The organism is Micromonospora sp. KC723, assembly GCF_004348595.1.
Taxonomy (GTDB): domain Bacteria; phylum Actinomycetota; class Actinomycetes; order Mycobacteriales; family Micromonosporaceae; genus Micromonospora.
In genome coordinates this window covers 1-24,552 of the sequence record NZ_SMKD01000084.1, presented here as the reverse complement: position 1 = coordinate 24,552, position 24,552 = coordinate 1, and the positions used below count along the sequence as shown (strand labels likewise).

At 68.5% G+C, this 24,552-nt stretch carries 38 protein-coding genes; 1 reads left to right on the top strand and 37 read right to left on the bottom strand.

The window, feature by feature from the left end; translation table 11 throughout:
• A partial coding sequence (locus E1165_RS29060; RefSeq protein WP_165945257.1) for a hypothetical protein occupies positions 1–843 on the top strand: 843 nt, incomplete at its 5' end.
• Positions 844–897: 54 nt separating this feature from the next.
• Here the strand turns inward: E1165_RS29060 and truA are convergent.
• From truA to E1165_RS18640, 37 genes are all read right to left on the bottom strand, one after another.
• The gene (truA, locus tag E1165_RS18825; RefSeq protein ID WP_132393105.1) at positions 898–1,728 is read right to left on the bottom strand and encodes a tRNA pseudouridine(38-40) synthase TruA; all 831 of its coding nucleotides are present in this window, start codon (positions 1,726–1,728) and stop codon (positions 898–900) included.
• A gap of 66 nt (positions 1,729–1,794) precedes the next feature.
• A complete protein-coding gene (rplQ, locus tag E1165_RS18820) occupies positions 1,795–2,367 on the bottom strand; it encodes a 50S ribosomal protein L17 (protein ID WP_132393104.1) in 573 nt (190 codons plus the stop codon).
• A 34-nt stretch (positions 2,368–2,401) separates the two neighbouring features.
• Positions 2,402–3,424 (bottom strand): DNA-directed RNA polymerase subunit alpha, encoded by a 1,023-nt coding sequence (locus tag E1165_RS18815; protein ID WP_013735931.1) that lies wholly within the window; start codon positions 3,422–3,424, stop codon positions 2,402–2,404.
• A gap of 95 nt (positions 3,425–3,519) precedes the next feature.
• Positions 3,520–4,146: a 30S ribosomal protein S4 gene (rpsD, locus tag E1165_RS18810; protein WP_132393103.1), complete on the bottom strand. Its 627-nt coding sequence runs from the start codon at positions 4,144–4,146 to the stop codon at positions 3,520–3,522.
• 14 nt (positions 4,147–4,160) lie between these two features.
• Positions 4,161–4,568 (bottom strand): 30S ribosomal protein S11, encoded by a 408-nt coding sequence (gene rpsK / locus E1165_RS18805; RefSeq protein ID WP_007073011.1) that lies wholly within the window; start codon positions 4,566–4,568, stop codon positions 4,161–4,163.
• Between the two features lie 18 nt (positions 4,569–4,586).
• Positions 4,587–4,967: a 30S ribosomal protein S13 gene (gene rpsM / locus E1165_RS18800; protein ID WP_043965541.1), complete on the bottom strand. Its 381-nt coding sequence runs from the start codon at positions 4,965–4,967 to the stop codon at positions 4,587–4,589.
• Between the two features lie 266 nt (positions 4,968–5,233).
• Positions 5,234–5,347, bottom strand: coding sequence for a 50S ribosomal protein L36 (gene rpmJ, locus E1165_RS18795; RefSeq protein WP_073834917.1), 114 nt, complete (start codon positions 5,345–5,347; stop codon positions 5,234–5,236).
• Between the two features lie 93 nt (positions 5,348–5,440).
• Entirely contained in the window at positions 5,441–5,662 is a 222-nt protein-coding gene (gene infA, locus E1165_RS18790; RefSeq protein WP_007073013.1) for a translation initiation factor IF-1, read from the bottom strand.
• Positions 5,663–6,012: 350 nt separating this feature from the next.
• A complete protein-coding gene (gene map / locus E1165_RS18780; protein ID WP_132393101.1) occupies positions 6,013–6,864 on the bottom strand; it encodes a type I methionyl aminopeptidase in 852 nt (283 codons plus the stop codon).
• A gap of 95 nt (positions 6,865–6,959) precedes the next feature.
• Entirely contained in the window at positions 6,960–7,613 is a 654-nt protein-coding gene (locus E1165_RS18775) for an adenylate kinase (protein ID WP_132393100.1), read from the bottom strand.
• Positions 7,614–8,945: a preprotein translocase subunit SecY gene (gene secY / locus E1165_RS18770; protein WP_132393099.1), complete on the bottom strand. Its 1,332-nt coding sequence runs from the start codon at positions 8,943–8,945 to the stop codon at positions 7,614–7,616.
• A gap of 233 nt (positions 8,946–9,178) precedes the next feature.
• A complete protein-coding gene (gene rplO, locus E1165_RS18765) occupies positions 9,179–9,622 on the bottom strand; it encodes a 50S ribosomal protein L15 (protein ID WP_132393098.1) in 444 nt (147 codons plus the stop codon).
• A complete protein-coding gene (gene rpmD, locus E1165_RS18760; RefSeq protein ID WP_007073018.1) occupies positions 9,622–9,804 on the bottom strand; it encodes a 50S ribosomal protein L30 in 183 nt (60 codons plus the stop codon). The genes rplO and rpmD overlap by 1 nt, the downstream gene beginning before the upstream one ends.
• Positions 9,804–10,418, bottom strand: a complete 615-nt coding sequence (gene rpsE / locus E1165_RS18755) for a 30S ribosomal protein S5 (protein ID WP_132393097.1) — start codon at positions 10,416–10,418, stop codon at positions 9,804–9,806. The genes rpmD and rpsE overlap by 1 nt, the downstream gene beginning before the upstream one ends.
• A 33-nt stretch (positions 10,419–10,451) precedes the next feature.
• Positions 10,452–10,841 (bottom strand): 50S ribosomal protein L18, encoded by a 390-nt coding sequence (gene rplR / locus E1165_RS18750; protein WP_132393096.1) that lies wholly within the window; start codon positions 10,839–10,841, stop codon positions 10,452–10,454.
• Complete coding sequence (gene rplF, locus E1165_RS18745) at positions 10,838–11,380, bottom strand: 50S ribosomal protein L6 (protein ID WP_132393095.1); 543 nt, start codon at positions 11,378–11,380, stop codon at positions 10,838–10,840. Before rplF ends, rplR begins: the two co-directional genes overlap by 4 nt.
• Before the next feature lie 16 nt (positions 11,381–11,396).
• A complete protein-coding gene (gene rpsH / locus E1165_RS18740; RefSeq protein ID WP_132180521.1) occupies positions 11,397–11,804 on the bottom strand; it encodes a 30S ribosomal protein S8 in 408 nt (135 codons plus the stop codon).
• 96 nt (positions 11,805–11,900) lie between these two features.
• A complete protein-coding gene (locus tag E1165_RS18735; protein WP_007073023.1) occupies positions 11,901–12,086 on the bottom strand; it encodes a type Z 30S ribosomal protein S14 in 186 nt (61 codons plus the stop codon).
• 4 nt (positions 12,087–12,090) lie between these two features.
• On the bottom strand, positions 12,091–12,660 hold the full coding sequence (gene rplE, locus E1165_RS18730) for a 50S ribosomal protein L5 (protein WP_132393094.1): 570 nt from the start codon (positions 12,658–12,660) through the stop codon (positions 12,091–12,093).
• Positions 12,660–12,980 carry a 50S ribosomal protein L24 gene (gene rplX, locus E1165_RS18725; RefSeq protein WP_207916953.1) on the bottom strand — a complete coding sequence of 107 codons (321 nt, stop codon included), beginning with the start codon at positions 12,978–12,980 and terminating at the stop codon, positions 12,660–12,662. Before rplX ends, rplE begins: the two co-directional genes overlap by 1 nt.
• The gene (rplN, locus tag E1165_RS18720; RefSeq protein ID WP_007465279.1) at positions 12,977–13,345 is read right to left on the bottom strand and encodes a 50S ribosomal protein L14; all 369 of its coding nucleotides are present in this window, start codon (positions 13,343–13,345) and stop codon (positions 12,977–12,979) included. The genes rplX and rplN overlap by 4 nt, the downstream gene beginning before the upstream one ends.
• A 99-nt stretch (positions 13,346–13,444) precedes the next feature.
• The gene (rpsQ, locus tag E1165_RS18715) at positions 13,445–13,720 is read right to left on the bottom strand and encodes a 30S ribosomal protein S17 (protein ID WP_088991889.1); all 276 of its coding nucleotides are present in this window, start codon (positions 13,718–13,720) and stop codon (positions 13,445–13,447) included.
• Positions 13,717–13,953: a 50S ribosomal protein L29 gene (rpmC, locus tag E1165_RS18710; RefSeq protein ID WP_007073028.1), complete on the bottom strand. Its 237-nt coding sequence runs from the start codon at positions 13,951–13,953 to the stop codon at positions 13,717–13,719. The genes rpsQ and rpmC overlap by 4 nt, the downstream gene beginning before the upstream one ends.
• Positions 13,953–14,378: a 50S ribosomal protein L16 gene (gene rplP, locus E1165_RS18705; RefSeq protein WP_007465292.1), complete on the bottom strand. Its 426-nt coding sequence runs from the start codon at positions 14,376–14,378 to the stop codon at positions 13,953–13,955. The genes rpmC and rplP overlap by 1 nt, the downstream gene beginning before the upstream one ends.
• A gap of 3 nt (positions 14,379–14,381) precedes the next feature.
• Complete coding sequence (rpsC, locus tag E1165_RS18700) at positions 14,382–15,251, bottom strand: 30S ribosomal protein S3 (RefSeq protein WP_132393093.1); 870 nt, start codon at positions 15,249–15,251, stop codon at positions 14,382–14,384.
• A complete protein-coding gene (rplV, locus tag E1165_RS18695; protein WP_132393092.1) occupies positions 15,251–15,706 on the bottom strand; it encodes a 50S ribosomal protein L22 in 456 nt (151 codons plus the stop codon). The genes rpsC and rplV overlap by 1 nt, the downstream gene beginning before the upstream one ends.
• Positions 15,707–15,746: 40 nt before the next feature.
• Positions 15,747–16,028 carry a 30S ribosomal protein S19 gene (gene rpsS / locus E1165_RS18690; RefSeq protein ID WP_088647003.1) on the bottom strand — a complete coding sequence of 94 codons (282 nt, stop codon included), beginning with the start codon at positions 16,026–16,028 and terminating at the stop codon, positions 15,747–15,749.
• 12 nt (positions 16,029–16,040) lie between these two features.
• A complete protein-coding gene (gene rplB, locus E1165_RS18685; RefSeq protein ID WP_046567215.1) occupies positions 16,041–16,880 on the bottom strand; it encodes a 50S ribosomal protein L2 in 840 nt (279 codons plus the stop codon).
• A gap of 12 nt (positions 16,881–16,892) precedes the next feature.
• The gene (gene rplW, locus E1165_RS18680; RefSeq protein ID WP_067301418.1) at positions 16,893–17,195 is read right to left on the bottom strand and encodes a 50S ribosomal protein L23; all 303 of its coding nucleotides are present in this window, start codon (positions 17,193–17,195) and stop codon (positions 16,893–16,895) included.
• Positions 17,192–17,842: a 50S ribosomal protein L4 gene (gene rplD, locus E1165_RS18675; RefSeq protein WP_132393091.1), complete on the bottom strand. Its 651-nt coding sequence runs from the start codon at positions 17,840–17,842 to the stop codon at positions 17,192–17,194. Before rplD ends, rplW begins: the two co-directional genes overlap by 4 nt.
• Positions 17,839–18,504: a 50S ribosomal protein L3 gene (gene rplC / locus E1165_RS18670; protein WP_132393090.1), complete on the bottom strand. Its 666-nt coding sequence runs from the start codon at positions 18,502–18,504 to the stop codon at positions 17,839–17,841. Before rplC ends, rplD begins: the two co-directional genes overlap by 4 nt.
• Positions 18,505–18,515: 11 nt before the next feature.
• Entirely contained in the window at positions 18,516–18,824 is a 309-nt protein-coding gene (gene rpsJ, locus E1165_RS18665) for a 30S ribosomal protein S10 (protein ID WP_007073037.1), read from the bottom strand.
• 409 nt (positions 18,825–19,233) lie between these two features.
• Positions 19,234–20,427 (bottom strand): elongation factor Tu, encoded by a 1,194-nt coding sequence (tuf, locus tag E1165_RS18660; RefSeq protein WP_132393089.1) that lies wholly within the window; start codon positions 20,425–20,427, stop codon positions 19,234–19,236.
• Between the two features lie 222 nt (positions 20,428–20,649).
• Positions 20,650–22,746 (bottom strand): elongation factor G, encoded by a 2,097-nt coding sequence (gene fusA, locus E1165_RS18655; RefSeq protein ID WP_132393088.1) that lies wholly within the window; start codon positions 22,744–22,746, stop codon positions 20,650–20,652.
• 75 nt (positions 22,747–22,821) lie between these two features.
• Positions 22,822–23,292 (bottom strand): 30S ribosomal protein S7, encoded by a 471-nt coding sequence (gene rpsG / locus E1165_RS18650; RefSeq protein WP_132265321.1) that lies wholly within the window; start codon positions 23,290–23,292, stop codon positions 22,822–22,824.
• Position 23,293: 1 nt separating this feature from the next.
• Positions 23,294–23,668: a 30S ribosomal protein S12 gene (gene rpsL / locus E1165_RS18645; protein ID WP_007465318.1), complete on the bottom strand. Its 375-nt coding sequence runs from the start codon at positions 23,666–23,668 to the stop codon at positions 23,294–23,296.
• 475 nt (positions 23,669–24,143) lie between these two features.
• On the bottom strand, positions 24,144–24,524 hold the full coding sequence (locus E1165_RS18640) for a hypothetical protein (RefSeq protein WP_132393087.1): 381 nt from the start codon (positions 24,522–24,524) through the stop codon (positions 24,144–24,146).
• Between the last annotated feature and the right edge of the window lie 28 nt (positions 24,525–24,552).

The following is a 24,552-nucleotide window of genomic DNA, read 5'->3' as shown; positions in this document are numbered from 1 at the left end:
GCCCCGAGCGCGCCGGTGGACCCGCCCCCGTCCCGCCGTTCCGGCACCCGTCGCGGCGGCACCGGCCACCGGCTCTGGCAGGTCGTCGTGGGCGGTGCCGCGGTACTGGTGCTGCTGGCGCTCTGCGGCATCGGCGCCGCCACGGTCCTGATCGAACGCACCGCGGACACCGACCGGGCCGCGCCGGACACCCCGTCCGGCACCGTCGCCCCCGGCACCGAACCGACCGCCGGCGACCTCGACTCGCGCGACACCGACCGGCATCCGCTGACCGCCAAGGAGGTGTTCCCCGGCAAGAAGCTGGTGGTCGCCGACGGCGAGCCCCCGTACGACGTGCGGAAGACGCACTCCGGCGGCAGTTGCGCGGTGGCAGCCACCGGCGAGATAGCCGACCTGCTCGTCCGGCTCGGATGCAGCCAGGTGGTCCGGGCGACGCTGCGCACCTCCGACGGCCAGCACCTGGTAACCGCCGGCCTGTTCAACCTTCCCGACAAGGGCACCGCACAACAGGTCCGGGATCGGATCCGGCAACTGCTCGACGAGCGGCAGGGCCGCTTCCGGGGGATGGCCGCCGGTGACGGCACCGAGGCGGTCACCACCGCCGCGGCCCGGGTCGGCTGGCAGGTACGCGGCCACTACGTCGCCTACTGCCTGGTCGTACGAGCCGACGGCGAGGCGCTCCCAGCCAACGACGCCAGGGCCCGCGAGATCCTGTACGACATGCTCGAACTGCACCTCGACCAGACGGTGCTGGAGCGGCGCACCACCGGCGGCACCGCCGGACAGCCCACCACGAGGGCCCGGGAGGGCGCCGACAGCGGGGAGAACTCGCCCGGCGACTGAGCCGACCCACAACGGGCGAGGCCCGGTCCGCGCGGCGGGCCGGGCCTCGCCCGCTCACACGTCGGTCGGTACGCGCAGCCGGCGGGTCAGATCGGCGCGGCGGGCGTACTCGGTCGGGTCAGCCGGGTAGCCGACCTCCACCAGGGCCAGTCCGTGCGCGGGCGCGACGGTCACCTCACTGGACCGTTCCCGCCGGGTCAGCAGGCTGGCCGGCCACTCGACCGGACGGCGGCCGTCCCCGGCGACCAGCATCGCGCCGACCAGGCTGCGCACCATGTTCTGGCAGAAGGCGTCGGCCCGCACGGTGGCCACCAGGATGCCGTCGGGGTCGCGCCGCCAGTCGAGCCGGGTCACCTCCCGCAGCGTGGTGGCGTTCTCCTTGCGCCGGCAGTACGCGGCGAAGTCGTGCTCGCCCACCAGACCCGCCGCCGCCGCGTTCAACGCGGCCAGGTCCAGCGGCTTGGGCCAGGCCAGGGTGTCCCGCCGGCGCAGCGGCTCGACGCCCCAGGGCTTGTCGGTGACCCGGTACTCGTAGCGACGGAAGGTCGCCGAGAACCGGGCGTCGAAGTCGTCCGGCACCTCGGTCATCGCCCGGACCCGCACGTCGCCGGGGAGCAGCCGGGCCAGCCGGCGCAGCAGCCGCCCCTCGTGCTCCCGCCACACGGTGGTGGGCAGGTCTAGGTGGCACACCTGCCCGGTGGCGTGCACCCCGGCATCGGTCCGGCCGGCCACGGTCAGGCCGGTCGCGGTGCCCACCCCGAGCACCAGGTCCAACGTCTCGGTGAGCACCCCGGCGACCGTACGGCGGGCCGGCTGGGCCGCCCAGCCGGAGAAGTCGGTGCCGTCGTACGACACGTCCAGCCGCAGCCTGATCCGTCCGTCCACCGCGTACCTCCAGTCATGGGTCGGGCCCGGCACCCACAGGGATGCCGGGCCCGACGAAGACCTTGGTCAGGCCTTGTTCTGCTCGTTGTTCTCCTCGACGGCGAGGTCGCTGTCCTCGCGCGCCGCGGCGGTGTCGCCCGACGCCGACACCGGAGCCTCGGCGTCCTGGTCGTCGTCGGTCGACTTCGGGTTCTCCTCCGCCGGCGCGAGCGCCTCGACCTTGTCCTGCTGCGCGGTCTTGCGGGCGGCGGTCTTCTTGTTCGCCTTGGGTTCGGCGACCTGAAGCTCCTCGACCAGCTCGATGATCGCCATCGGAGCGGCGTCACCCTTGCGCGGACCGGTCTTCACGATCCGGGTGTAGCCACCGTTGCGGTTGGCGTACCGGGGCGCGATCTGGTCGAACAGGGCGTACACCACGTCCTTGTCCTTGACGACGCCCAGCACCCGCCGCCGCGACGCGAGGTCGCCCCGCTTGGCCTTGGTGATGAGCTGCTCGGCCAGCGGACGCAGCCGCCGGGCCTTCGTCTCGGTGGTCTGGATCTTGCCGTGCTGGAACAGCGCGGTGGCCAGGTTGGCCAGCATCAGCCGCTCGTGCGCGGGGCTGCCGCCGAGGCGGGGGCCCTTGGTGGGCGTGGGCATTGTTGGTGCTCCTCAGGTGTGGCGGCAGCGCGGACTAGAGCTGCTCGGTCTCGCGGTAGTCGTCGGTGTCGTAGTCGGCCTCGCCGAAGGCGTCCACGACGTGCGCCGGGTCGAAGTTCGGAGCCGAGTCCTTCAGCCCGAGACCCATCCCGGCGAGCTTCATCTTGACCTCGTCGATCGACTTCTGACCGAAATTCCGGATGTCGAGGAGGTCGGCCTCGGTGCGCCCGATCAGCTCACCAACGGAGTTGATGCCCTCGCGCTTGAGGCAGTTGTAGGAGCGGACGGTCAGGTCCAGCTCCTCGATCGGCAGGGCCAGGTCCGCCGCGAGCTGGGCGTCCTGCGGGGACGGCCCGATGTCGATGCCCTCGGCGGTCTCGTCCAGCTCCCGGGCCAGGCCGAAGAGCTCCACCAGCGTCGAACCGGCCGACGCCAGCGCGGTACGCGGCCCCATCGACGGCTTGGTCTCGACGTCGATGATCAGCCGGTCGAAGTCGGTCCGCTGCTCGACCCGGGTCGCCTCGACCCGGTAGGTCACCTTGAGCACCGGCGAGTAGATCGAGTCGACCGGGATCCGGCCGATCTCCGCGCCCGCCTGCTTGTTCTGCGCCGCCGTGACGTAGCCGCGACCCCGCTCGACGGTCAGCTCCATGTCGAGCCGGCCCTTGCCGTTGAGGGTGGCGAGCTTGAGGTCCGGGTTGTGCACCGAGACACCGGCCGGGGGCTGGATGTCACCCGCGGTCACGTCGCCGGGGCCCTGCTTGCGCAGGTACATGCTGACCGGCTCGTCGTGCTCGGAGCTGACGCAGAGCTCCTTGATGTTCATGACGAGCTCGACCACGTCCTCCTTGACCCCGGGGATGGTGGTGAACTCGTGCAGCACCCCGTCGATCTTGATCGAGGTGACCGCCGCACCCGGAATGGACGACAGCAGCGTACGACGCAGCGAGTTGCCCAGGGTGTAGCCGAATCCGGGCTCCAGCGGCTCGATGGTGAACCGGGACCGGGTCTCGTTGATCGACTCCTCGGAGAGGGTCGGTCGCTGGCTGATGAGCATTTCTTCTCTTCTCTTCCGGGACGCCCGCCATATGACGCCCACGACAAAACTGTTCCGGTGGCCCGCCCCGGAGGGCGGGCCACCGCAAAGAGCCCTTACTTCGAGTAGAGCTCGACGATCAGCTGCTCCTGCACCTGGGTGTCGATCACCTGGCGGGCCGGGAGCGAGTGCACGAGGATCTTCATCTGGCTGGGGATCGCCTCCAGCCAGGCCGGCACCGACCGCGAACCGGCCTGAGCCTGCGCCACCAGGAACGGGGTGAGCTCCTTGCTCTTGGCCCGGACCTCGATGATGTCGTGCTCCTTGACGCGGTACGACGGGATGTCGACCTTCTTGCCGTTCACGGTGAAGTGGCCGTGCTTGACCAGCTGGCGGGCCATGTCCCGGGAACCGGCGTAACCGGCCCGGTAGACCACGTTGTCCAGCCGCGACTCGAGGATCTGCAGGAGGACCTCACCGGTCTTGGCCTGCTTCGCCACGGCCTCCTCGTAGTAACCGCGGAACTGCTTCTCCAGCACGCCGTATACCCGGCGGGCCTTCTGCTTCTCACGGAGCTGGAGCAGGTACTCCGTCTCCTTGGTGCGGCCGCGGCCGTGCTGCCCGGGCGGGAACGGCCGGGACTCGAACGGGCACTTCGGGCCATCGCACTTGCTGCCCTTGAGGAACAGCTTCATCTTCTCCCGCCGGCAACGGCGGCAGTCAGCACCGGTGTAACGAGCCATCTCTCTCTAACCTCTCAGACCCGGCGACGCTTCGGCGGACGGCATCCGTTGTGGGGCTGCGGCGTGACGTCGGAGATCTGACCGACCTCGAGGCCCACGGCCTGCAGCGAACGGATGGCGGTCTCCCGGCCGGAGCCGGGGCCCTTGACGAACACGTCGACCTTGCGCATGCCGTGCTCCATGGCCCGACGCGCCGCGGCCTCGGCGGCCAACTGCGCGGCGAACGGAGTCGACTTGCGGGAGCCCTTGAATCCGACCTGGCCGGCGGAGGCCCAGGAGATGACGGCACCGGTCGGGTCCGTGATGGACACGATGGTGTTGTTGAAGGTGCTCTTGATGTGCGCCTGCCCGTGGGCGACGTTCTTGCGTTCCTTGCGCCGGACCTTCTTGACGGCGGCTCCGGCACGAGCCTTCGGTGGCATAAGTCTGTGCGCTCCTAGTTACTTCTTGCCGGGCTTCTTCTTGCCGGCCACGGTCCGCTTCGGGCCCTTGCGGGTCCGCGCGTTGGTCCGGGTCCGCTGGCCACGCACGGGCAGGCCCCGGCGGTGCCGGATGCCGGCGTAGCAGCCGATCTCGACCTTGCGGCGGATGTCAGCGGCGACCTCGCGGCGCAGGTCACCTTCAACCTTGTAGTTGCCCTCGATGTGGTCGCGGAGCTGCACCAGCTCCTCGTCCGTGAGGTCCCGAGCGCGCTTGTCCGGCGAGATGCCGGTGGCGGCGAGCGTCTCCAGGGCGCGGGTGCGACCGACCCCGAAGATGTAGGTGAGCGCGATTTCCATCCGCTTCTCGCGGGGGAGATCCACGCCGACTAGACGTGCCATGTGCGGGCGTACTCCTCGTGATGTTGTGGCGGAGGTGTGGACCCGTCCCACCCCGCTACCGACCGCCCTGTCCCTCCGGCGCCATCGGCGCCGGCGACCGGGAATGGTCGCTGCCCAAGCGGGCCCCGGCCTCCGACCGGGGGTCGGCCACGGTCGGGTACGCCCTGCGTACCGCCCGCGGCTGGGACGAGCTGGTGATGTGTGCGGAAGGATCTACGACCCGGGCGAACGTTCCGCCGCCGCTCGTCACGGTCGGCGGGAACGGCTCAGCCCTGGCGCTGCTTGTGGCGCGGGTCCTGGCAGATCACCATGACCCGGCCGTGCCGGCGAATCACCCGGCACTTGTTGCAGATCCTCTTGACGCTCGGCTTGACCTTCACGGTTGCCTTACTTCCCATCTGGCCCGGAGGCGCGACGACGCGCGACGCCGGACGTCGAAGACGGACACGGGGACGTCCCGGCCGCCGTCAGGCTTACTTGTAGCGGTAGACGATGCGCCCGCGGGTCAGGTCGTACGGCGAGAGTTCGACGACGACCCGGTCCTCCGGCAGGATACGGATGTAGTGCTGCCGCATCTTGCCGCTGATGTGAGCCAGCACCTTGTGGCCGTTCGCGAGCTCCACGCGGAACATAGCGTTCGGCAGGGGCTCGATGACCCGACCCTCGATCTCGATGGCTCCGTCTTTTTTCGGCATGTCCTCCGCTGTCCTGACGTCGGTTACTCCGGACGGCCCACAACGTCTTACACGGGCGTCCGATCATGATCGGAGGCCCGAGCCAGCCGCGGCTCCGACTCCCACTGAAGCGCTAGTGGGCATGCCGGAGTGGACGCTGTGCGCCGATCAGAAAGTGTACGCCCGCCTACGGGCACTCGCCAAACCGGCCACCCGGTCGGTCGCCCGGCCGGAGGATTCCGGGTGGCCGACGCCCCTCTTCGGTGATCCACGCCACTCCCCGCGGCCCCTCGGGGCTGGACACCCCGACCCTTCCGCACTCCCCGCGTACCGCACACCGGACACCGGGGCAGCCATTGGCCGGGGAACGGTCAGGCCGCCGGGGAGCTGGCCGGCTGGCGGGCGGTGACCAGGTCACCGAGGCGGGCTCGACCGCCGTCGAACGCGGTGAGCACCCAGACCCCGTCCGGCAGCAGCGCCATCGAGTGCTCGACGTGCACCGCCATCGACCCGTCCCGGGTGACGACCGTCCAGCCGTCGGCCAGTTCGACCGTACGCGGCGAGCCCATGGTGATCATCGGCTCGATGGCCAACGCCATGCCGGGCACCAGGCGAGGCCCCTTGCCCGGGCGGCCATGGTTCAGCACGTGCGGGTCCTGGTGCATCTCGGTGCCGATCCCGTGCCCGCCGTACCCGTCGACGATGCCGTACCGGCCGCCCTTGCGGACCGCGACCTCCACCGCGTGGGAGATGTCCGTCAGCCGGCCCCTGCCGCTGGCGGCGCCGCGGGCGGCAGCCGCGATGCCGGCCCACATGGCGTCCTCGGCGACAGCGGCCATCGTCAGCAGCGCCGGGTCGACGTCACCCACGCCGACCGTGATCGCCGCGTCGCCGTGCCAACCGTCCAGCACCGCCCCGCAGTCGATGGAGATCAGGTCACCGTCGCGGAGCACCTGCTGCGGCGACGGGATGGCGTGCACCACCTGCTCGTTGACCGAGGAGCAGATCGAGGCGGGGAAGCCGTGGTACCCCTTGAACGACGGGACGGCGCCGGCCTCACGGATCGTCGCCTCGGCGATCGCGTCCAGGTCGGCGGTGCTGACCCCGGGAGCCACCGCCTCACGCATCCGGCGCAGGGCCTCGGCGACCACCAGGCCGGCGGCCCGCATCTTCTCGATCTGGTCTGGGGTCTTCAGCTGGATGTCCAGCTGGGGACGGCGCATCGAGCGATCACCTTTCGTTACCGGACAGCGAACAGCGGGGTACGTCCGCACGTACCCCGCTGTCGCCACTCTATCCGCCGGCTCCCGGCGGGACGTCATCCGCCGTAAGAGCGCAGCGCGTCGATGGCGCGGACCGTGACGTCCTCCACCGGGCCGGTGGCGTCGATGCCGACCAGCTTGCCCTGGGCGCCGTAGTAGTCCACCAGCGGCGCGGTCTTGTCGGCGTACTCCCGCAGCCGGGCGGCGATCGTCTCGGGCTTGTCGTCGTCCCGCTGGAACAGCTCGGCGCCACAGCGGTCGCAGATGTCCTCGCGGGTGGTGGCGTCGAACTCGACGTGCCAGATCTTGCCGCACCCCCGACAGGTACGCCGCCCGGACAGGCGCCGAATCACCTCGTCGTCGTCGACGACCAACTCCAGCACCAGATCAAGCGCGCCGCCAAGGTCGGCGAGGAGCTTGTCCAGCGCGGCGGCCTGCGGCGTGGTCCGGGGGAAGCCGTCGAGCAGAAAGCCCTCGCCGGCGTCCGGCTCGGCAAGCCGATCCCGGACCATGTTGATGGTGACCTCGTCCGGAACGAGCTTGCCGGCGTCCATGTAGCGCTTGGCCTCGACACCCAGCGGCGTGCCCTGCGAGACGTTCGCCCGGAAGATGTCCCCGGTCGAGATCTTCGGCACCGCGAGGTGCGCGGCGATGAACTCCGCCTGTGTGCCCTTGCCCGCGCCCGGCGGGCCAACCAGAACGAGTCGCATCTACCGCAGGAACCCTTCGTAGTTCCGCTGCATGAGTTGGCTCTCGATCTGCTTCACGGTCTCCAGACCGACGCCGACCATGATGAGCACAGCGGTGCCACCGAACGGGAAGTTGAGGAACTGCTCGCTGTTCAGCCAGATGAAGAAGAAGTTCGGCAGGACCGCGACGAGACCCAGGTAGAGCGCACCCGGCAGGGTGATCCGGCTGAGGATGAAGTCGAGGTACTCCGCGGTCGGCTTGCCCGGGCGGATGCCCGGCACGAAACCGCCGTACTTCTTCATGTTGTCCGCGACCTCGGTCGGGTTGAACGTGATCGACACGTAGAAGTACGTGAAGAAGATGATGAGCAGGAAGTAGATGATGATGTGCTCGGGCGCGGTCGCCTTGACGATGTGGTTCTGGATCCAGGCCTGGACCTTGCCGGGGTCGTTCGGGTCGAAGAACTGCAGAGCCAGCTGCGGCAGGTAGAGCAGCGACGAGGCGAAGATGACCGGGATCACACCCGCCTGGTTGACCTTCAGCGGAATGTAGGTCGAGGTGCCGCCGTACATCCGTCGGCCGATCATCCGCTTGGCGTACTGCACCGGGATCCGGCGCTGCGCCTGCTCGATGAAGCAGACCGCGGTGATGACCAGCAGGACCAGAGCGAGCACCAGGGCGAACTTGGCCCAGCCCTCGTTGGTCTTGATCTTCCAACCCTCGCTGGGGAGCCGGGCGGCGATCGAGGTGAAGATGAGGACGGACATGCCGTTGCCGACACCGCGGTCGGTGATCAGCTCGCCGAGCCACATCACCATGCCGGTGCCGGCGGTCATCGTCATGACCAGGATGCTCAGCGTGAGCCAGTTCGGGATGCCGCTGCCCTCGGGCACGATCGGGAACTCGTCGCACTGGTTGTTGAAGAGCTGCCCGGAGCGGGCCAGCGCGACGAACGCCGACGACTGCAGGATGCCCAGACCCAGCGTCAGGTAGCGGGTGTACTGGGTGATCTTCGCCTGGCCGGCCTGGCCCTCCTTGCGGAGCTGCTCCAGCCGCGGGATGACCACCGTCAGCAGCTGCAGGATGATCGACGCGGTGATGTAGGGCATGATGCCCAGCGCGAAGACCGAGAGTTGCAGCAGCGCGCCACCGGAGAAGAGATCCAGCAGGTTCAGCACACCGGTGCTGCCACCATCCTGGATCTTGTCGAGGCACTTCTGCACGTTGCCGTACGAGACGCCCGGGCTGGGCAGCGTCGCGCCCAGCCGGTAGACCGCGATGATGCCTACTGTGAACAGCAGCTTCTTGCGCAGGTCAGGCGTACGGAACGCACTGAGAAAGGCGGACAGCAACTTCTTCCTCCTGCGCGAGGCGGGCCGCCGGTGATCCCTGGCGGGTCGGGGTGGGTGCCGGGCGAGCGCCCGATATCCATAGCTGGGAAGGGACTCTAACAGCCCGATCCCGGTCCGGGCAGATGTGCCCGGCTACATAAAACGAATCCGATGTTACCCGGCGCACACGCGACCGGTAGACCATGGCGCCCGCCCAGTCGAGGAAAACTGGGCGGGCGCCACGGATCCATGCCTTACAGCTCGGTGGCGGAGCCACCGGCAGCGGTGATCTTCTCCTTTGCCGACGCGCTGAACGCGTGCGCCGACACCTGGAGGGCCACACCGCCGAGGTCGCCGGTGCCGAGGACCTTCACCGGCTGGCCCTTGCGGACCGCGCCGGCGTCGACCAGCTCCTGCGGGCCGACCTGGCCGCCGTTCGGGAACAGCTCGGCCAGCCGGTCCAGGTTGACCACCTGGAAGACGACCTTGAACTTGTTCTTGAAGCCCTTCATCTTCGGCAGGCGCATGTGGATGGGCATCTGACCACCCTCGAACGCCGCCGAGATGTTCTTGCGGGCCTTGGAACCCTTGGTACCGCGACCGGCGGTCTTGCCCTTGGACGCCTCACCGCGACCCACCCGGGTCTTCGCGGTCTTGGCGCCCGGAGCCGGACGCAGGTGGTGAACCTTGATCGTCATTACTCGACCTCCTCGACCTTCACGAGGTGGTTGACCGCGAAGATCATGCCGCGGATCTCCGGACGATCCTCCTTGACCACCACGTCGTTGATCCGCTTCAGACCGAGCGAACGCAGCGAGTCACGCTGGTTCTGCTTGGTCCCGATCTCGGACCGGACCTGGGTGACCTTCAGGCGTGCCATCAGGACGCCACCCCCGCCCGCGACGCCAGCATGGCGGCCGGCGCGACGTCCTCAACCGGCAGGCCACGACGAGCCGCGACCTGCTCCGGGGACTCAAGCCCCTTCAGGGCCGCCACGGTAGCGTGCACGATGTTGATCGGGTTCGACGAGCCGAGGCTCTTGGAGAGCACATCGTGGATGCCCGCGCACTCCAGCACGGCACGCACCGGGCCACCGGCGATGACACCCGTACCGGCCGAGGCCGGCTTGAGCAGCACCACGCCGGCAGCTTCCTCGCCCTGCACCGGGTGCGGGATCGAGGCGCCGATCCGCGGCACCTTGAAGAAGTGCTTCTTGGCCTCCTCGACACCCTTGGCGATCGCCGCGGGCACCTCCTTGGCCTTTCCGTAGCCCACACCCACGGTGCCGTCGCCGTCGCCCACGATCACGAGGGCGGTGAAGCTGAAGCGACGACCACCCTTCACGACCTTGGCGACGCGGTTGATCGCGACGACCCGCTCGAGGTGCGGGGTCTTCTCGACGGGCGCGTTTCCGCGGCCGCCCTCACGGCGGTTGTCGCGGCGACCACCCTCGTTGCCACCGGACCCGCCGCCACGGCGCTGTTGACCTGGCATCAGCAGCCTTCCTTCTCTCTCGTGACGGGGTTTCTAGAACTCGAGCCCGGCTTCGCGGGCGGCATCGGCAAGCGCGGCGACCCGCCCCGCGTACCGGTTGCCACCGCGGTCGAAGACGACCTTGGACACGCCGACCGCCTTGGCCCGCTCGGCGAGCAGGGCGCCGACCTTGCCGGCCAGGGCGCTCTTGTCGCCCTCCGCACCGCGCAGCGAGGCGTCCAGGGTCGAGGCCGACGCCAGGGTGTGACCCTTGGTGTCGTCCACGATCTGGGCGACGATGTGCCGCAGGGAGCGGGTGACCACCAGGCGGGGACGCTCGGCGGTGCCGCTGACGTTCTTGCGGACCCGGAAGTGCCGGCGCGCACGCCCGACGGCACGCTTGGCGGCGACGCCGCGGCGGCGCTTGAGCAGCGTGGCGCTCACTTCTTACCTGCCTTTCCAGCCTTACGGCGGATGACCTCGCCCTGGTACTTCACGCCCTTGCCCTTGTAGGGCTCCGGCGGGCGGATCTTCCGGATGTTGGCGGCGACCTCACCGACCTGCTGCTTGTCGATGCCGGCCACGTGGAACAGCGTCGGCCTCTCCACCGTGAAGGTGATGCCGGCCGGGGCGGGCACCAGCACCGGGTGCGAGAACCCGAGCGCGAACTCGAGGTCGGTGCCCTTGGCGGTGACGCGGTAACCGGTGCCGGCGATCTCCAGGCTCTTGCGGTAGCCCTCGGTCACCCCGACGATCATGTTGGCGACCAGGGTACGGCTCAGGCCGTGCAGCTCCTTGGCCTTGCGCTCGTCGTTGGGCCGGTTGACGTGCAGCTGGCCGTCCTCGCCCCGCTCCGCCGTGATCGGCTCCGCGAGCGTGTGGGACAGCTCGCCCTTGGGGCCCTTGACCTTGACGGTCTGGCCCTCGATCGTGATATCGACGCCGGCCGGTACCGGGATCGACTTACGTCCAATACGCGACATTTCTACCTGTCTCCCGTTACCAGACGAAGGCGAGGACTTCCCCGCCAACGCTCCGCTTGCGGGCCTGCCGGTCGGTGAGCAGCCCCTGGGACGTCGAAATGATCGCCACGCCCAGCCCGCCGAGCACCCGCGGGAGCCCGTCCGACTTGGCGTACACCCGCAGACCGGGCTTGGACACACGCTTGATGCCGGCCAGGCTGCGCTCGCGGTTCTGGCCGTACTTCAGCTCGACGACCAGTCGCTTGCCGACGGCGCCCTCCTCGGGCTCCTCGACCAACCAGGTGGCGATGTAACCCTCGGACTTCAGGACCTCGGCGATGTTGGCCTTGATCTTGGAGTACGGCATCGTCACCCGGTCGTGGTACGCCTGGTTGGCGTTACGCAGACGCGTGAGCATGTCTGCGATCGGGTCGGTCATCGTCATGAAATTCGTCAACCTTTCTCGCCGGGGTTCCCCGGGCAGGGCCCGGGGCCTACGGCGAAGAGACAGTTCAGCTGACGCGCGAAGCGCGCCGGGCTATTACCAGGAAGCCTTGGACACGCCGGGCAGCTCACCGCGGTGGGCCATCTCCCGGATGCACACCCGGCAGAGACCGAACTTGCGGTAGACCGCCTTCGGACGCCCGCACCGCTGGCAGCGGGTGTACGCGCGAACCGAGAACTTCGGCTTCGCGGCCGCCTTGAGGATCAGCGCCTTCTTGGCCATTCGCTCAGTTCTCCTTGAACGGGAAGCCCAGGAGCTTGAGCAGCGCCCGGCCCTCGTCGTCGGTCGTGGCGGTCGTGACCACCGTGATGTCCATGCCCCGCTGGCGATCGATCTTGTCCTGGTCGATCTCGTGGAACACCGACTGCTCGGTCAGACCGAACGTGTAGTTGCCGTGCCCGTCGAGCTTGCGCCCGTCCAGGCCGCGGAAGTCACGGATACGCGGCAGCGCGATCGACAGCAGCCGGTCCAGGAACTCCCACATCCGGTCGCCCCGAAGGGTGACCTTCGCGCCGATCGGCATGCCCTCGCGCAGCTTGAACTGCGCGATCGACTTGGTCGCACGCCGCACCTGCGGCTTCTGGCCGGTGATCGTGGCCAGGTCGCGGACCGCGCCGTCGATCAGCTTGGCGTCGCGAGCAGCCTCGCCGACACCCATGTTGACGACAATCTTGACCATCCGCGGAACCTGCATGGGGTTCGCGTAGTTGTGCTGCTTCTGCAGCTCGGCCACGATCTCGTTACGGTACCGCTCCTTGAGGCGCGGCATGGTCTTGGTTTCGGTAGCCGTGGTCATCACAGGTCCTTACCGGTGCTACGCGCGATGCGGACCTTCTGGCCGTTCTCGTCGAACCGGTACCCGATGCGAGTCGGGTTCCCGTCGGAGTCCAGAACCTGCACGTTGGAGACGTGGATCGGGGCCTCCTGGGTGACGATGCCACCGGTCTTGGCGCCACGCTGGGTGGTGCTGATACGGGTGTGCTTCTTGACCCGGTTCACGCCCTCGACCAGGACCTTGTCCTGCCGCGGGTAGGCCGCGATGACCTTACCCTTGGCGCCCTTGTCCTTGCCGGCGATGACGATGACCGTGTCGCCCTTCTTGACCTTCACGGTCACAACACCTCCGGCGCGAGAGAAATGATCTTCATGAACCGCTTGTCCCGCAGTTCCCGGCCGACGGGGCCGAAGATACGGGTACCGCGCGGGTCCCCGCCGTCCTTGATGATGACGGCGGCGTTCTCGTCGAAACGGATGTACGAGCCGTCCGGCCGCCGCCTCTCCTTGGCGGTGCGGACGACGACGGCCTTGACGACGTCGCCCTTCTTCACACCGGCACCCGGGATCGCGTCCTTGACCGTGGCCACGATGACGTCGCCGATGCTCGCGTAGCGCCGACCGGAGCCACCGAGAACCCGGATGCACAGGATCTCCCGGGCACCCGTGTTGTCGGCGACGCGCAGTCGCGACTCCTGCTGAATCACGTCTATCTCCTATGTCTGCCGGTTCTCCGGCCGCCCCGAGGGCGGCCGGAGCCTGGCGGAACCTGCGCCCGACCGATGCCGGCCGAGCTCGAGCCTTCGCTACTTGGCCTTCTCGAGGATCTCCACGAGCCGCCACCGCTTGGTGGCGGAGAGCGGCCGGGTCTCCATGATCAGGACCCGGTCGCCGATGCCGGCCGAGTTCTGCTCGTCGTGCACCTTCAGCTTGCTGGTCCGGCGCATGATCTTGCCGTACAGCGCGTGCTTGACCCGGTCCTCGACCTCGACCACGACGGTCTTTTCCATCTTGTCGCTGACCACAAGGCCTTCACGCACCTTGCGGCGGGCCCGCGCGGTGGCGGTGGTGTTCTCGCTCATGATGCAGTCACCTCAGTCGGCGCGGCCGAGAGACCCAGCTCGCGCTCACGCATGATCGTGTAGATCCGGGCGATCTCCCGACGGATGACCTGCAGCCGCCGGTTGTTGTCCAGCTGCCCGGTTGCGGCCTGCACGCGGAGGTTGAACAGCTCCGCCTTGGCCTCGCGCAGCTTCGTGACCAGCTCCTCCTCGGAGAGCTCACGCAGCTCGGAGGCCTTAACGCCCGCTGCCATCAGGATTCACCCACTTCGCGCGTAACAATGCGGCACTTCATCGGGAGCTTGTGGATCGCGCGACGCATCGCCTCTCGCGCGATCTGCTCGTTGGGGAAGGACATCTCGAAGAGAACCCGCCCCGGCTTGACGTTGGCGACCCACCACTCGGGCGAGCCCTTACCGGAACCCATCCGGGTCTCCGCCGGCTTCTTGGTCAGCGCCTGGTCCGGGAAGATCGTGATCCAGACCTTGCCGCCACGCTTGATGTGACGGGTCATCGCGATACGCGCCGACTCGATCTGGCGGTTGGTCACGTACGCCGGCTCGAGAGCCTGGATCCCGAACTCGCCGAACACCACGCGGTTACCACCCTTGGACGCGCCACTGCGGTCCGGGTGGTGCGGCTTGCGGAAGCCCTTCGGGGGCTTGCGCGGCATCAGCATCTGTCAGCCCTCCTGCTGCGTTTCTGCCGGCGAAGTGGCGGTCGCGGCGACAGCACCAGCGTCCACCGGCTCGCCGCTCGGCGTCTCGGCCTGCTGCGCGATGGTGGTCGCAGCAGCCCGGCCGGCCTCGGTGCCACCGGCGGTCGTGCCGGACGAACCCGACCGGCCACGGCGCGGCCGCTCGGGGCGGTCGCCGCGGTCACGGCGCGGGCGGGACGGCCCGGCCTCGGCCGGAGCCTCCCGGCCCGGGACGGCGTCGCCCTTGTAGATCCAGACCTTCACGCCGATCCGGCCGAAGGTGGTACGGGCCTCGAAGAAGCCGTACTCGATGTTGGCCCGCAGCGTGTGCAGCGGGACCCGGCCCTCGCGGTAGAACTCGGTCCGGCTCATCTCGGCACCGCCGAGGCGGCCCGAGACCTGAACCCGGATGCCCTTGCAGACCGGGTTCTTCATCGCCGACTGCATCGCCTTGCGCATGGCCCGACGGAAGCTGACCCGGCTGGAGAGCTGCTCGGCGACGCCCTGGGCGACCAGCTGCGCGTCCGACTCGGGGCTCTTCACCTCGATGATGTTCAGCTGGACCTGCTTGCCGGTGAGCTTCTCCAACTCGCCGCGGATCCGGTCGGCCTCCGCACCCTTACGGCCGATGACGATGCCCGGCCGGGCGGTGTGGATGTCCACGCGGACCCGGTCCCGGGTGCGCTCGATGTCGACCTTGGAAATGCCGGCGCGCTCGAGGCCCTTGGACATCATCCGGCGGATCTTGACGTCCTCGCCGATGTAGTCCTTGTAGAGCTTGTCCGCGAACCAGCGGGACTTCCAGTCGGTCGAGATGCCGAGCCGGAACCCAGTGGGGTGAACCTTCTGACCCATTACTCGGCACCCTCCGTCGTGCTCTGCCCCTCAGCCGTCCCGGCTTGGTTCGCCGGCTCGGCCTTCTTCGCCGACTTCTTCGGCGCGGCCGGCGCGACCGCCTCGACCGCCACGGTGATGTGGCAGGTGCGCTTGCGGATCCGGTACGCCCGGCCCTGCGCACGCGGCCGGAACCGCTTCATGGTCGGGCCCTCGTCGACGAACGCCTCGCTGACGAGCAGCGCGTCGGGGTCCAGCCGCTCGTTGTTCTCCGCGTTGGCGATCGCGCTCGCGAGCACCTTGTACACCTGCTCGCTCGCAGCCTGCGGCGCGAACTGCAGCACCGTGAGCGCCTCCTTCGCGGGCAGGCCGCGGACGAGGTTGACCACCCGGCGCGCCTTCATCGGCGAGATGCGCACGTGCCGCGCAACCGCCCGCGCGCCCGGAAGCACCGGAGCGTCGCCCTTTCCTGGCATCGCTGTAACCCCTTGTTCCTCTATCCGTATGCCCGCGGCGTCAGCGCCGGCGGCTCTTCCGGTCGTCCTTCTCGTGACCCTTGAACGTGCGGGTCAGCGCGAACTCGCCGAGCTTGTGCCCGACCATGGCCTCGGTCACGAACACCGGGACGTGCTTGCGTCCGTCGTGCACGGCGATCGTGTGCCCCAGCATCTCGGGGATGATCGTCGAGCGCCGCGACCAGGTCTTGATGACGTTCTTCGAGCCCTTGTCGTTCTGCGTCTCCACCTTCTTGAGCAGGTGGTCGTCGATGAACGGGCCCTTCTTCAGGCTGCGAGGCATGCTCTATCTCCCTCAGCCGCGCTTACGCGTGGCGTAGCGGCGGCGGACGATCAGCCGGTCGCTCGGCTGGCCCTTACGACGGGTACGGCCCTCGGGCTTACCCTGCGGGTTGACCGGGTGGCGGCCACCGGAGGTCTTACCCTCACCACCACCGTGCGGGTGGTCGACCGGGTTCATCGCGACACCACGGACGGTCGGGCGCTTGCCCTTCCACCGCATCCGGCCGGCCTTACCCCAGTTGATGTTCGACTGGTCGGCGTTGCCGATCTCGCCGATGCTCGCGCGGCACCGCACGTCGACCCGCCGGATCTCACCGGACGGCATACGCAGGGTCGCGTACGCGCCCTCACGGCCGAGCAGCTGGATACCGACGCCGGCCGAACGCGCCAGCTTGGCGCCGCCGCCCGGACGAAGCTCCACGTTGTGGATCGTCGTACCGACCGGGATGTTGCGCAGCGGCAGGTTGTTGCCCGGCTTGATGTCCGCGCCCGGGCCCGACTCGACCGCGTCGCCCTGCTTCAGGTCCTTCGGCGCGATGATGTAGCGCTTCTCGCCGTCGGCGTAGTGCAGCAGCGCGATGCGCGCGGTGCGGTTCGGGTCGTACTCGATGTGGGCGACCTTCGCCGGCACGCCGTCCTTGTCGACCCGCTTGAAGTCGATCAGACGGTACTGCCGCTTGTGCCCGCCACCGTGGTGTCGGGTGGTGATCCGACCGTGGGCGTTGCGACCGCCCTTCTTCGGCAGCGGAGCCAGCAGCGACTTCTCCGGCGTCGACCGGGTGATCTCGGCGAAGTCGGCGACGCTGGAGCCACGCCGGCCCGGCGTCGTCGGCTTGTACTTACGGATAGCCATTGTCTACACCCCTCAGCTGACCGGGCCGCCGAAGGCCTCGATACGGTCACCGTCAGCCAGCTTCACGATCGCCCGCTTGGTCGCCTTGCGCTGACCGAAGCCGGTCTTGGTGCGCTTGCGCTTACCCTGGCGGTTGAGCGTGTTGACCGTCAGGACGCGGACGTTGAAGATCTGCTGGATAGCGATCTTGATCTCGGTCTTGTTGGCGTCCGGGTGCACCAGGAAGGTGTACCAGTTCCGGTTCAGCTCGCTGTAGCTCTTCTCCGAGACGACCGGCGCGACGATGACGTCCCGCGGGTCGGCGATCGTGCTCACTTGCCACCCTCCTCGGTGGTCTCGGCGGGAACGCCCAGGAACTCGTCCAGGGCCTCCTTGGTGAAGACCACGTCGTCGGCCACCAGCACGTCGTACGTGTTGAGCTGGCTGGCCTCGATGAGGTGCACCCGCGGCTCGTTGCGCAGCGACACCCAGTTCAGCTCGTCGGTGCTGCTCAGCACGACCAGGACGCGCCGGGCGTCGGTCAGCTTCGCCAGGGTGGCCAGCGCGGCCTTGGTCGACGGCTTCTCGCCCGAGACGAACGTCTCGACGACGTGCACCTGGCCGGCGCGGGCCCGGTCGGAGAGGGCGCCACGCAGGGCGGCGGCCTTCATCTTCTTCGGGGTCCGCTGGCTGTAGTCACGCGGGACCGGGCCGTGCACCACGCCACCGCCGGCGAACTGCGGCGCGCGGATCGAGCCCTGGCGGGCCCGGCCGGTGCCCTTCTGCTTGTACGGCTTCTTGCCGCCACCGGCGACCTCGCCGCGGGTCTTGACCTTGTGCGTACCCTGCCGGGCCGCCGCGAGCTGAGCCACCACGACCTGGTGCATCAGCGCGATGTTGGCCTGGACGTCGAAGATGGCGGCGGGCAGCTCGACGGAGCCGGCCTTGTCGCCTTCGACGTTGAGGACGTCAACGGTGGTCACTTGGCCGCACCGCCCTTCTTCACCTTGGTCTTGGCCGCGGTACGGACCAGGACCAGCGCGCCCTTGGGGCCCGGGATGGCACCGCGGACGAGCAGGAGGTTGTTCTCGGTGTCCACGGCCTGGACGGTCAGGTTCTGGACGGTGTAACGCACGCCGCCCATCCGACCCGCCATCCGGGTGCCCTTGAAGACGCGACCCGGGGTGGCGCAGGCGCCGATGGAGCCCGGCGAGCGGTGCTTGCGCTCCACACCGTGGCTGGCGCGCAGACCGTGGAAGCCGTGCCGCTTCATCGGGCCGGCGTAGCCCTTGCCCTTGGTCTTGCCGGTGACGTCGATGACGACGCCCGCCGGGAACTCCTCGACCGTGACCTCCTGGCCCGGCGAGTAGTCCGCGGCGTCGGTGGTGCGCAGCTCGACGATGTGCCGGCGCGGCGCCACGTCCGCCTTCGCGTAGTGCCCGCTGATCGGCTTCTTGACCTTGCGCGGGTCGATCGTGCCGTAGGCGAGCTGGATCGCGGAGTACCCGTCCTTCTCGGCGCTACGAACCTGGCTGACGACGCACGGGCCGGCCTGCACCACGGTCACGGGAACAACCTTGTTGTTGTCCCAGACCTGGGTCATGCCGAGCTTGGCGCCCAGGATCCCCTTGACTTGCCTGTCCATCTGTCCGGTCCCTACAGCTTGATCTCGATGTCGACGCCAGCCGGCAGGTCGAGGCGCATGAGCGAGTCGACCGTCTTCGGGGTCGGGTCGATGATGTCGATCAGCCGCTTGTGCGTGCGCATCTCGAAGTGCTCGCGCGAGTCCTTGTACTTGTGCGGCGAGCGGATAACGCAGAAACGGTTGATCTCCGTGGGCAGCGGCACCGGGCCTGCGACCTGCGCCCCGGTACGCGTCACCGTCTCGACGATCTTCCGAGCCGAGGAGTCGACGACCTCGTGGTCATAGGCCTTGAGCCGGATGCGGATCTTCTGTCCCGCCATGGTGGCTTCTGTTCCTTCTCTCGATGCCGCTGTGTTGCGGGCACCTGTACCGGCTGGTACAGGCCCACTTCGCCGACCCCCGCGGTCGGGCGTGTCGCACCCCCGGACCAGGCTCCGCCCCGGGACTCCGGAGCGACTCTCCTGACCACGCGGTGGGTCAAGGCGCCGATCGCATCACAGCGATCTGGACGCCGTGCGAGGGTGGTTGATCACCAGGGGTGATCAACCACCCTACGCGCGACTGTTGGTCGACCGACAACTCCACCTCGGCGCGTCTGTCGACGTGCCACGACCTGGAGTCGTCGTCCCGGAGGTCCAGCATGCACCGGACGCGGGCGACTAACCGTCGTTACGCAACCTGACTAGTATGCCGCACGACCGGCGGCGACGCTAATCGGGGTTACCCAGCTCACTTGATGATCTTGGTGACGCGACCAGCGCCGACCGTACGGCCACCCTCGCGGATCGCGAACTTGAGGTTCTCCTCCATCGCGATCGGCTGGATCAGCTTCACGGTCATGGTGGTGTTGTCGCCCGGCATGACCATCTCGGTGCCCTCGGGCAGCGTGACGACACCGGTGACGTCCGTGGTCCGGAAGTAGAACTGCGGACGGTAGTTCTGGAAGAACGGGGTGTGCCGGCCGCCCTCCTCCTTCGAGAGGATGTAGACCGTCGCCTCGAACTCCGTGTGCGGGGTCGTGGTGCCCGGCTTGATGACGACCATGCCGCGCTCGACGTCCTCGCGCTTGATGCCACGCAGCAGCAGACCGACGTTCTCGCCCGCGCGGGCCTCGTCGAGCAGCTTGCGGAACATCTCGATGCCGGTGCAGGTGGTCTTCATCGACTTCTCACGGATGCCGACAATCTCCACCTCCTCGTTCGGCTTGAGGATGCCGCGCTCGGCGCGACCGGTGACGACGGTGCCACGACCGGTGATCGTGAAGACGTCCTCGATCGGCATCAGGAACGGCTTCTCGGTCTCGCGCTCCGGCTGCGGGATCGCGGTGTCGACAGCGTTCATGAGCTCCAGCAGGCGCCCGGTCCACTCCGGGTCGCCCTCCAGGGCCTTGAGCGCCGAGACCCGGACGACCGGCAGGTCGTCACCCGGGTATTCCTGGTTCGACAGCAGCTCGCGCACCTCGAGCTCGACGAGCTCCAGGAGCTCCTCGTCGTCGACCATGTCGCTCTTGTTGAGCGCCACGACGATGTAGGGCACGCCGACCTGACGGGCCAGCAGCACGTGCTCGCGGGTCTGCGGCATCGGGCCGTCGGTCGCCGCCACCACCAGGATCGCGCCGTCCATCTGGGCGGCACCGGTGATCATGTTCTTGATGTAGTCGGCGTGACCGGGGCAGTCGACGTGCGCGTAGTGCCGCGCCTCGGTCTGGTACTCGACGTGCGCGATGGAGATCGTGATGCCGCGGGCCTTCTCCTCCGGCGCCTTGTCGATCTCGTCGAACGGCGTGTACGGGTTCAGGTCCGGGAACTGGTCGTGCAGGACCTTGGTGATGGCCGCCGTCAGCGTCGTCTTACCGTGGTCGATGTGACCAATGGTGCCGATGTTGACGTGCGGCTTAGTCCGCTCGAACTTCGCCTTCGCCACTGGTGTCCTCCTGTGGACTTCTTGGTTCGTTCGCCCCGGTGCGCCAGGTCGGCGCTTAGGACTCTGTCGACAGCCTTTCCGGCCTGACGGCCGGAGAGCCTTGGTGGGTTCTGCGGCGATGAAGCCTACAGGCCCGGATTCACACAACCCGACCGAGGTGGTCGCGGGCGGAAGTTGTCTCCCGCGACCAGCCCCGGGTCATCGGATCAGCTCAGGTGAGCGTCACTCACCGGTCGCCTTGGCGATGATCTCCTTCGCCACCGAGGCCGGAACCTCGGCGTAGGAGTCGAACTGCATGCTGTAGCTAGCCCGGCCCTGGGTCTTCGACCGCAGGTCGCCGACGTAGCCGAACATCTCCGACAACGGCACCAGGGCCCGGACGACGCGAGCGCCGCTGCGCTCTTCCATCGCCTGGATGATGCCACGGCGGGAGTTGAGGTCGCCGATGACGTCACCCATGTTCTCCTCAGGAGTGGTGACCTCAACGGCCATCATCGGCTCGAGCAGTGCGGGGTCGGCCTTGCGGGCCGCCTCCTTCATCACCATCGAGCCGGCGATCTTGAACGCCATTTCCGACGAGTCGACCTCGTGGTACTGGCCGTCCACCAGGGTGAGCTTGATGCCCACCAGGGGGAAGCCGGCGAGGATGCCGTACTGCATCGCGTCCTGCGCACCCGCGTCCACCGACGGGATGAACTCCCGGGGGATGCGGCCACCGGTCACGGCGTTGGCGAACTCGTAGGTCGGTGCGTCGTTGCCCAGCGGCAGCGGCTCCAGGTTGATGATCACCCGGGCGTACTGGCCGGAACCACCGGTCTGCTTCTTGTGGGTGTACTCGACCTTCTCCACCTTGCGGCGGATGGTCTCGCGGTACGCCACCTGCGGCTTGCCGATGTTGGCCTCGACGTTGAACTCGCGGCGCATCCGGTCGACCAGGATGTCCAGGTGCAGCTCGCCCATGCCGGAGATGACCGTCTGGCCGGTCTGGTCGTCCAGCTTGACGCGGAAGGTCGGGTCCTCCTCGGCCAGCCGCTGGATGGCGGTGCTGAGCTTCTCCTGGTCGGCCTTGGTCTTCGGCTCGATGGCCACCTCGATGACCGGCTCCGGGAAGGTCATCGACTCCAGGATGACCGGGTTCGCCGGGTCGCACAGGGTGTCACCGGTGGTGGTCTGCTTCAGGCCCTGCACCGCGATGATGTCGCCGGCCTGGGCGGAGCCGCGCTCCTCCCGCTTGTTGGCGTGCATCTGGTAGATCTTGCCGATCCGCTCCTTGCGGTCCTTGGTGGAGTTGACCACCTGGGAGCCGGACTCGAGCGTGCCGGAGTAGATCCGGACGTAGGTGAGCTTGCCGAGGTGCTTGTCCGTCTGGATCTTGAAGGCCAGGCCGGAGAACGGCTCCGAGACCGACGGCTTGCGCTGCATCGGGGTCTCGCCGTCGGTGGCCGTGCCCTCGATCGCCGGGACGTCCAACGGCGACGGCAGGTACGCGACGACCGCGTCCAGCATCGGCTGGATGCCCTTGTTCTTGAAGGCGGTGCCGGTGAGGACCGGGTTGGCCTTGCCGGCGATGGTCGCCCGACGGATGGCGGCCTTGATCTCCTCGACGGAGATCTCCTCGCCCTCCAGGTACTTCTCCATCACCGCGTCGTCGACGTCGGCCAGGGTCTCCATCAGCTTCTCGCGCCACTCGGCGGCCGAGTCGGCGAGGTCGGCCGGGATCTCCTCGACCGTGTAGTCCTCACCCTTCACGGTCTCGCCGCGCCAGGTGAGGGCCCGCATCTCGACCAGGTCGACCACGCCGATGAAGTCGGACTCGGCGCCGATCGGGATCTGGAGCACCAGCGGGGTGGCGTTGAGCCGGTCGATCATCATCTGCACGCAGCGGAAGAAGTCGGCGCCGGTCCGGTCGAGCTTGTTGACGAAGCACATCCGGGGGACGTTGTACTTGTCGGCCTGACGCCAGACGTTCTCCGTCTGCGGCTCCACGCCGGCGACACCGTCGTAGACCGCGACCGCACCGTCCAGCACCCGCAGCGACCGCTCGACCTCGACCGTGAAGTCGACGTGGCCGGGCGTGTCGATGATCTGGATCGTGTGGCCCTTCCACTCACACTTGGTGGCAGCGGAGGTGATGGTGATACCACGCTCCTGCTCCTGCTCCATCCAGTCCATGACGGCAGCGCCCTCGTGGACCTCACCGATCTTGTACGTGATACCGGTGTAGAAGAGGATCCGCTCGGTGGTAGTGGTCTTACCGGCATCGATGTGCGCCATGATGCCGATGTTGCGTACGTTGGCGAGCGCGTCTGCGGCGGCCACTTCAATCCCTACTTATCGTCGTCTCGACACAACTGGTTGCGGTTCCGGCGCCGGCCCGGCGCCGGAACCAGGGTGTTACCAGCGGTAGTGCGCGAAGGCCTTGTTGGACTCGGCCATCTTGTGCGTGTCCTCGCGCCGCTTGACGGCGGCACCCAGACCGTTGCTCGCGTCCAGCAGCTCGTTCATCAGCCGCTCGATCATGGTCTTCTCGCGGCGGGCGCGGGAGTAGCTGACCAGCCAGCGCAGCCCGAGGGTGGTCGCCCGGGCGGGGCGAACCTCAACCGGCACCTGGTAGGTCGCGCCACCGACCCGGCGGCTGCGGACCTCGAGGGTCGGCTTGACGTTGTCCATCGCGCGCTTGAGCGTGACGACCGGGTCGGTGCCGGTCTTCTCGCGGCAGCCCTCGAGGGCCGCGTACACGATGCGCTCGGCGAGCTGACGCTTACCGCGCATGAGGATCTTGTTCACCAGCTGGGTGACCAGCGGCGAGTTGTACACCGGGTCAGCGACCAGCGGCTTCCGCGGAGCGGGTCCCTTACGCGGCATGTCAGCTCTTCTCCTTCTTCGCGCCGTAGCGGCTGCGCGCCTGCTTGCGGTTACGGACGCCCTGCGTGTCCAGCGAACCGCGGACGATCTTGTAACGCACGCCGGGGAGGTCCTTCACCCGGCCACCGCGGACGAGCACGATCGAGTGCTCCTGCAGGTTGTGACCCACGCCCGGGATGTAGGCGGTCACCTCGATCTGGCTGCTGAGCTTGACACGCGCGACCTTGCGGAGCGCGGAGTTCGGCTTCTTGGGGGTGGTGGTGTACACGCGGGTGCACACACCGCGCCGCTGAGGGGACCCCTTCAGCGCCGGGGTCTTGGTCTTGGTCGTCTTGGCCTGGCGGCCCTTTCGGACCAACTGCTGAATGGTGGGCACCGGGTTTCTCCGCTCCCTTCGGTCACCGCGAGGCGACCGCGCCGTCTGCTCGTTAGCCGGCCTGATGGACGGCTCTCCTACATTCCAACCAGGGCCACCTCTCGGAGGTCCCAGCACCCGCGGTCGGGCGTGTCGCCCAGATCACGGTCCCCGGCGCTGTTGCTCACGCGTCCGCACCGGATGTGTTCCGCCGGCGCACGGCGGGCCGCGTACCGGGTTCTTTGACTGTGTCGTGCCGCCACCTGATCGCCGGAAGAACCGGATCACGCGCACGCACGAGTCGCCCAGGCAGGCCCGGGCACAAGGGGAAAGAGTACCTACCACAGCCTCGCAGGTCAAAACGGAATGGTCCGACGGATCTCAGATCCCGCCGGTCACCCCGCACGTCGTGCCTGCTCACCCGTGATGGGCACCTACACACCCAAGTGTACCGGCTGCCCGCCGAAGCGGCCCGTCGGCCCCGGCGCGACCGTGGTCACGCGAACTGCAACAGCAGGGCCAGCCCCAGGCCCGACAGGCTGAGCAGCATCCCCACCGCGCCGCAGCTGATCCCCGCCGTGGCGAGGCCCCGCCCGGTGAACCGGACCGCCGGCGGCGGCGCCGCCCGGCGGATCTGTCGCCGGCCGAGCAGACCGGCGACGATCGCCGCGGCGCCGGCCAGCACGCCCGGCACCGTGAACGCCCCGGCCGCCCAGGCTCCACCGAGCCGCGCTCCCGCGACGCCGAAGCAGATCACCACCAGGGAGACCACGATCGACCCCACCCCGGCCACCAGCGAACCCACCGCCGGTCCGGAGGTCACCCCGGGCACGTCGAGATGGACCACGCCGAAGGGCGTACCGGGAACCGGGTCCACCCGCCTCGGCGGGCGGGGAGCCTCCTGC

Bases quoted from the DNA above. Each gene is read 5' to 3' on its own strand.
- rplQ (WP_132393104.1), bottom strand. From the start codon at position 2,367: ATGCCCACGCCCACCAAGGGCCCCCGCCTCGGCGGCAGCCCCGCGCAC.
- E1165_RS18815 (WP_013735931.1), bottom strand. From the start codon at position 3,424: ATGCTCATCAGCCAGCGACCGACCCTCTCCGAGGAGTCGATCAACGAG.
- rpsD (WP_132393103.1), bottom strand. From the start codon at position 4,146: ATGGCTCGTTACACCGGTGCTGACTGCCGCCGTTGCCGGCGGGAGAAG.
- rpsK (WP_007073011.1), bottom strand. From the start codon at position 4,568: ATGCCACCGAAGGCTCGTGCCGGAGCCGCCGTCAAGAAGGTCCGGCGC.
- rpsM (WP_043965541.1), bottom strand. From the start codon at position 4,967: ATGGCACGTCTAGTCGGCGTGGATCTCCCCCGCGAGAAGCGGATGGAA.
- infA (WP_007073013.1), bottom strand. From the start codon at position 5,662: ATGCCGAAAAAAGACGGAGCCATCGAGATCGAGGGTCGGGTCATCGAG.
- map (WP_132393101.1), bottom strand. From the start codon at position 6,864: ATGCGCCGTCCCCAGCTGGACATCCAGCTGAAGACCCCAGACCAGATC.
- E1165_RS18775 (WP_132393100.1), bottom strand. From the start codon at position 7,613: ATGCGACTCGTTCTGGTTGGCCCGCCGGGCGCGGGCAAGGGCACACAG.
- rplO (WP_132393098.1), bottom strand. From the start codon at position 9,622: ATGACGATCAAGGTTCACCACCTGCGTCCGGCTCCGGGCGCCAAGACC.
- rpmD (WP_007073018.1), bottom strand. From the start codon at position 9,804: ATGGCACGCCTGAAGGTCACCCAGGTCCGGTCCGAGATCGGGACCAAG.
- rpsE (WP_132393097.1), bottom strand. From the start codon at position 10,418: ATGCCAGGTCAACAGCGCCGTGGCGGCGGGTCCGGTGGCAACGAGGGT.
- rplF (WP_132393095.1), bottom strand. From the start codon at position 11,380: ATGTCGCGTATTGGACGTAAGTCGATCCCGGTACCGGCCGGCGTCGAT.
- rpsH (WP_132180521.1), bottom strand. From the start codon at position 11,804: ATGACGATGACCGACCCGATCGCAGACATGCTCACGCGTCTGCGTAAC.
- E1165_RS18735 (WP_007073023.1), bottom strand. From the start codon at position 12,086: ATGGCCAAGAAGGCGCTGATCCTCAAGGCGGCCGCGAAGCCGAAGTTC.
- rplE (WP_132393094.1), bottom strand. From the start codon at position 12,660: ATGACCACGGCTACCGAAACCAAGACCATGCCGCGCCTCAAGGAGCGG.
- rpsQ (WP_088991889.1), bottom strand. From the start codon at position 13,720: ATGAGCGAGAACACCACCGCCACCGCGCGGGCCCGCCGCAAGGTGCGT.
- rpmC (WP_007073028.1), bottom strand. From the start codon at position 13,953: ATGGCAGCGGGCGTTAAGGCCTCCGAGCTGCGTGAGCTCTCCGAGGAG.
- rplP (WP_007465292.1), bottom strand. From the start codon at position 14,378: ATGCTGATGCCGCGCAAGCCCCCGAAGGGCTTCCGCAAGCCGCACCAC.
- rpsC (WP_132393093.1), bottom strand. From the start codon at position 15,251: ATGGGTCAGAAGGTTCACCCCACTGGGTTCCGGCTCGGCATCTCGACC.
- rplV (WP_132393092.1), bottom strand. From the start codon at position 15,706: ATGCCAGGAAAGGGCGACGCTCCGGTGCTTCCGGGCGCGCGGGCGGTT.
- rpsS (WP_088647003.1), bottom strand. From the start codon at position 16,028: ATGCCTCGCAGCCTGAAGAAGGGCCCGTTCATCGACGACCACCTGCTC.
- rplB (WP_046567215.1), bottom strand. From the start codon at position 16,880: ATGGCTATCCGTAAGTACAAGCCGACGACGCCGGGCCGGCGTGGCTCC.
- rplC (WP_132393090.1), bottom strand. From the start codon at position 18,504: ATGGACAGGCAAGTCAAGGGGATCCTGGGCGCCAAGCTCGGCATGACC.
- rpsJ (WP_007073037.1), bottom strand. From the start codon at position 18,824: ATGGCGGGACAGAAGATCCGCATCCGGCTCAAGGCCTATGACCACGAG.
- rpsG (WP_132265321.1), bottom strand. From the start codon at position 23,292: ATGCCGCGTAAGGGACCCGCTCCGCGGAAGCCGCTGGTCGCTGACCCG.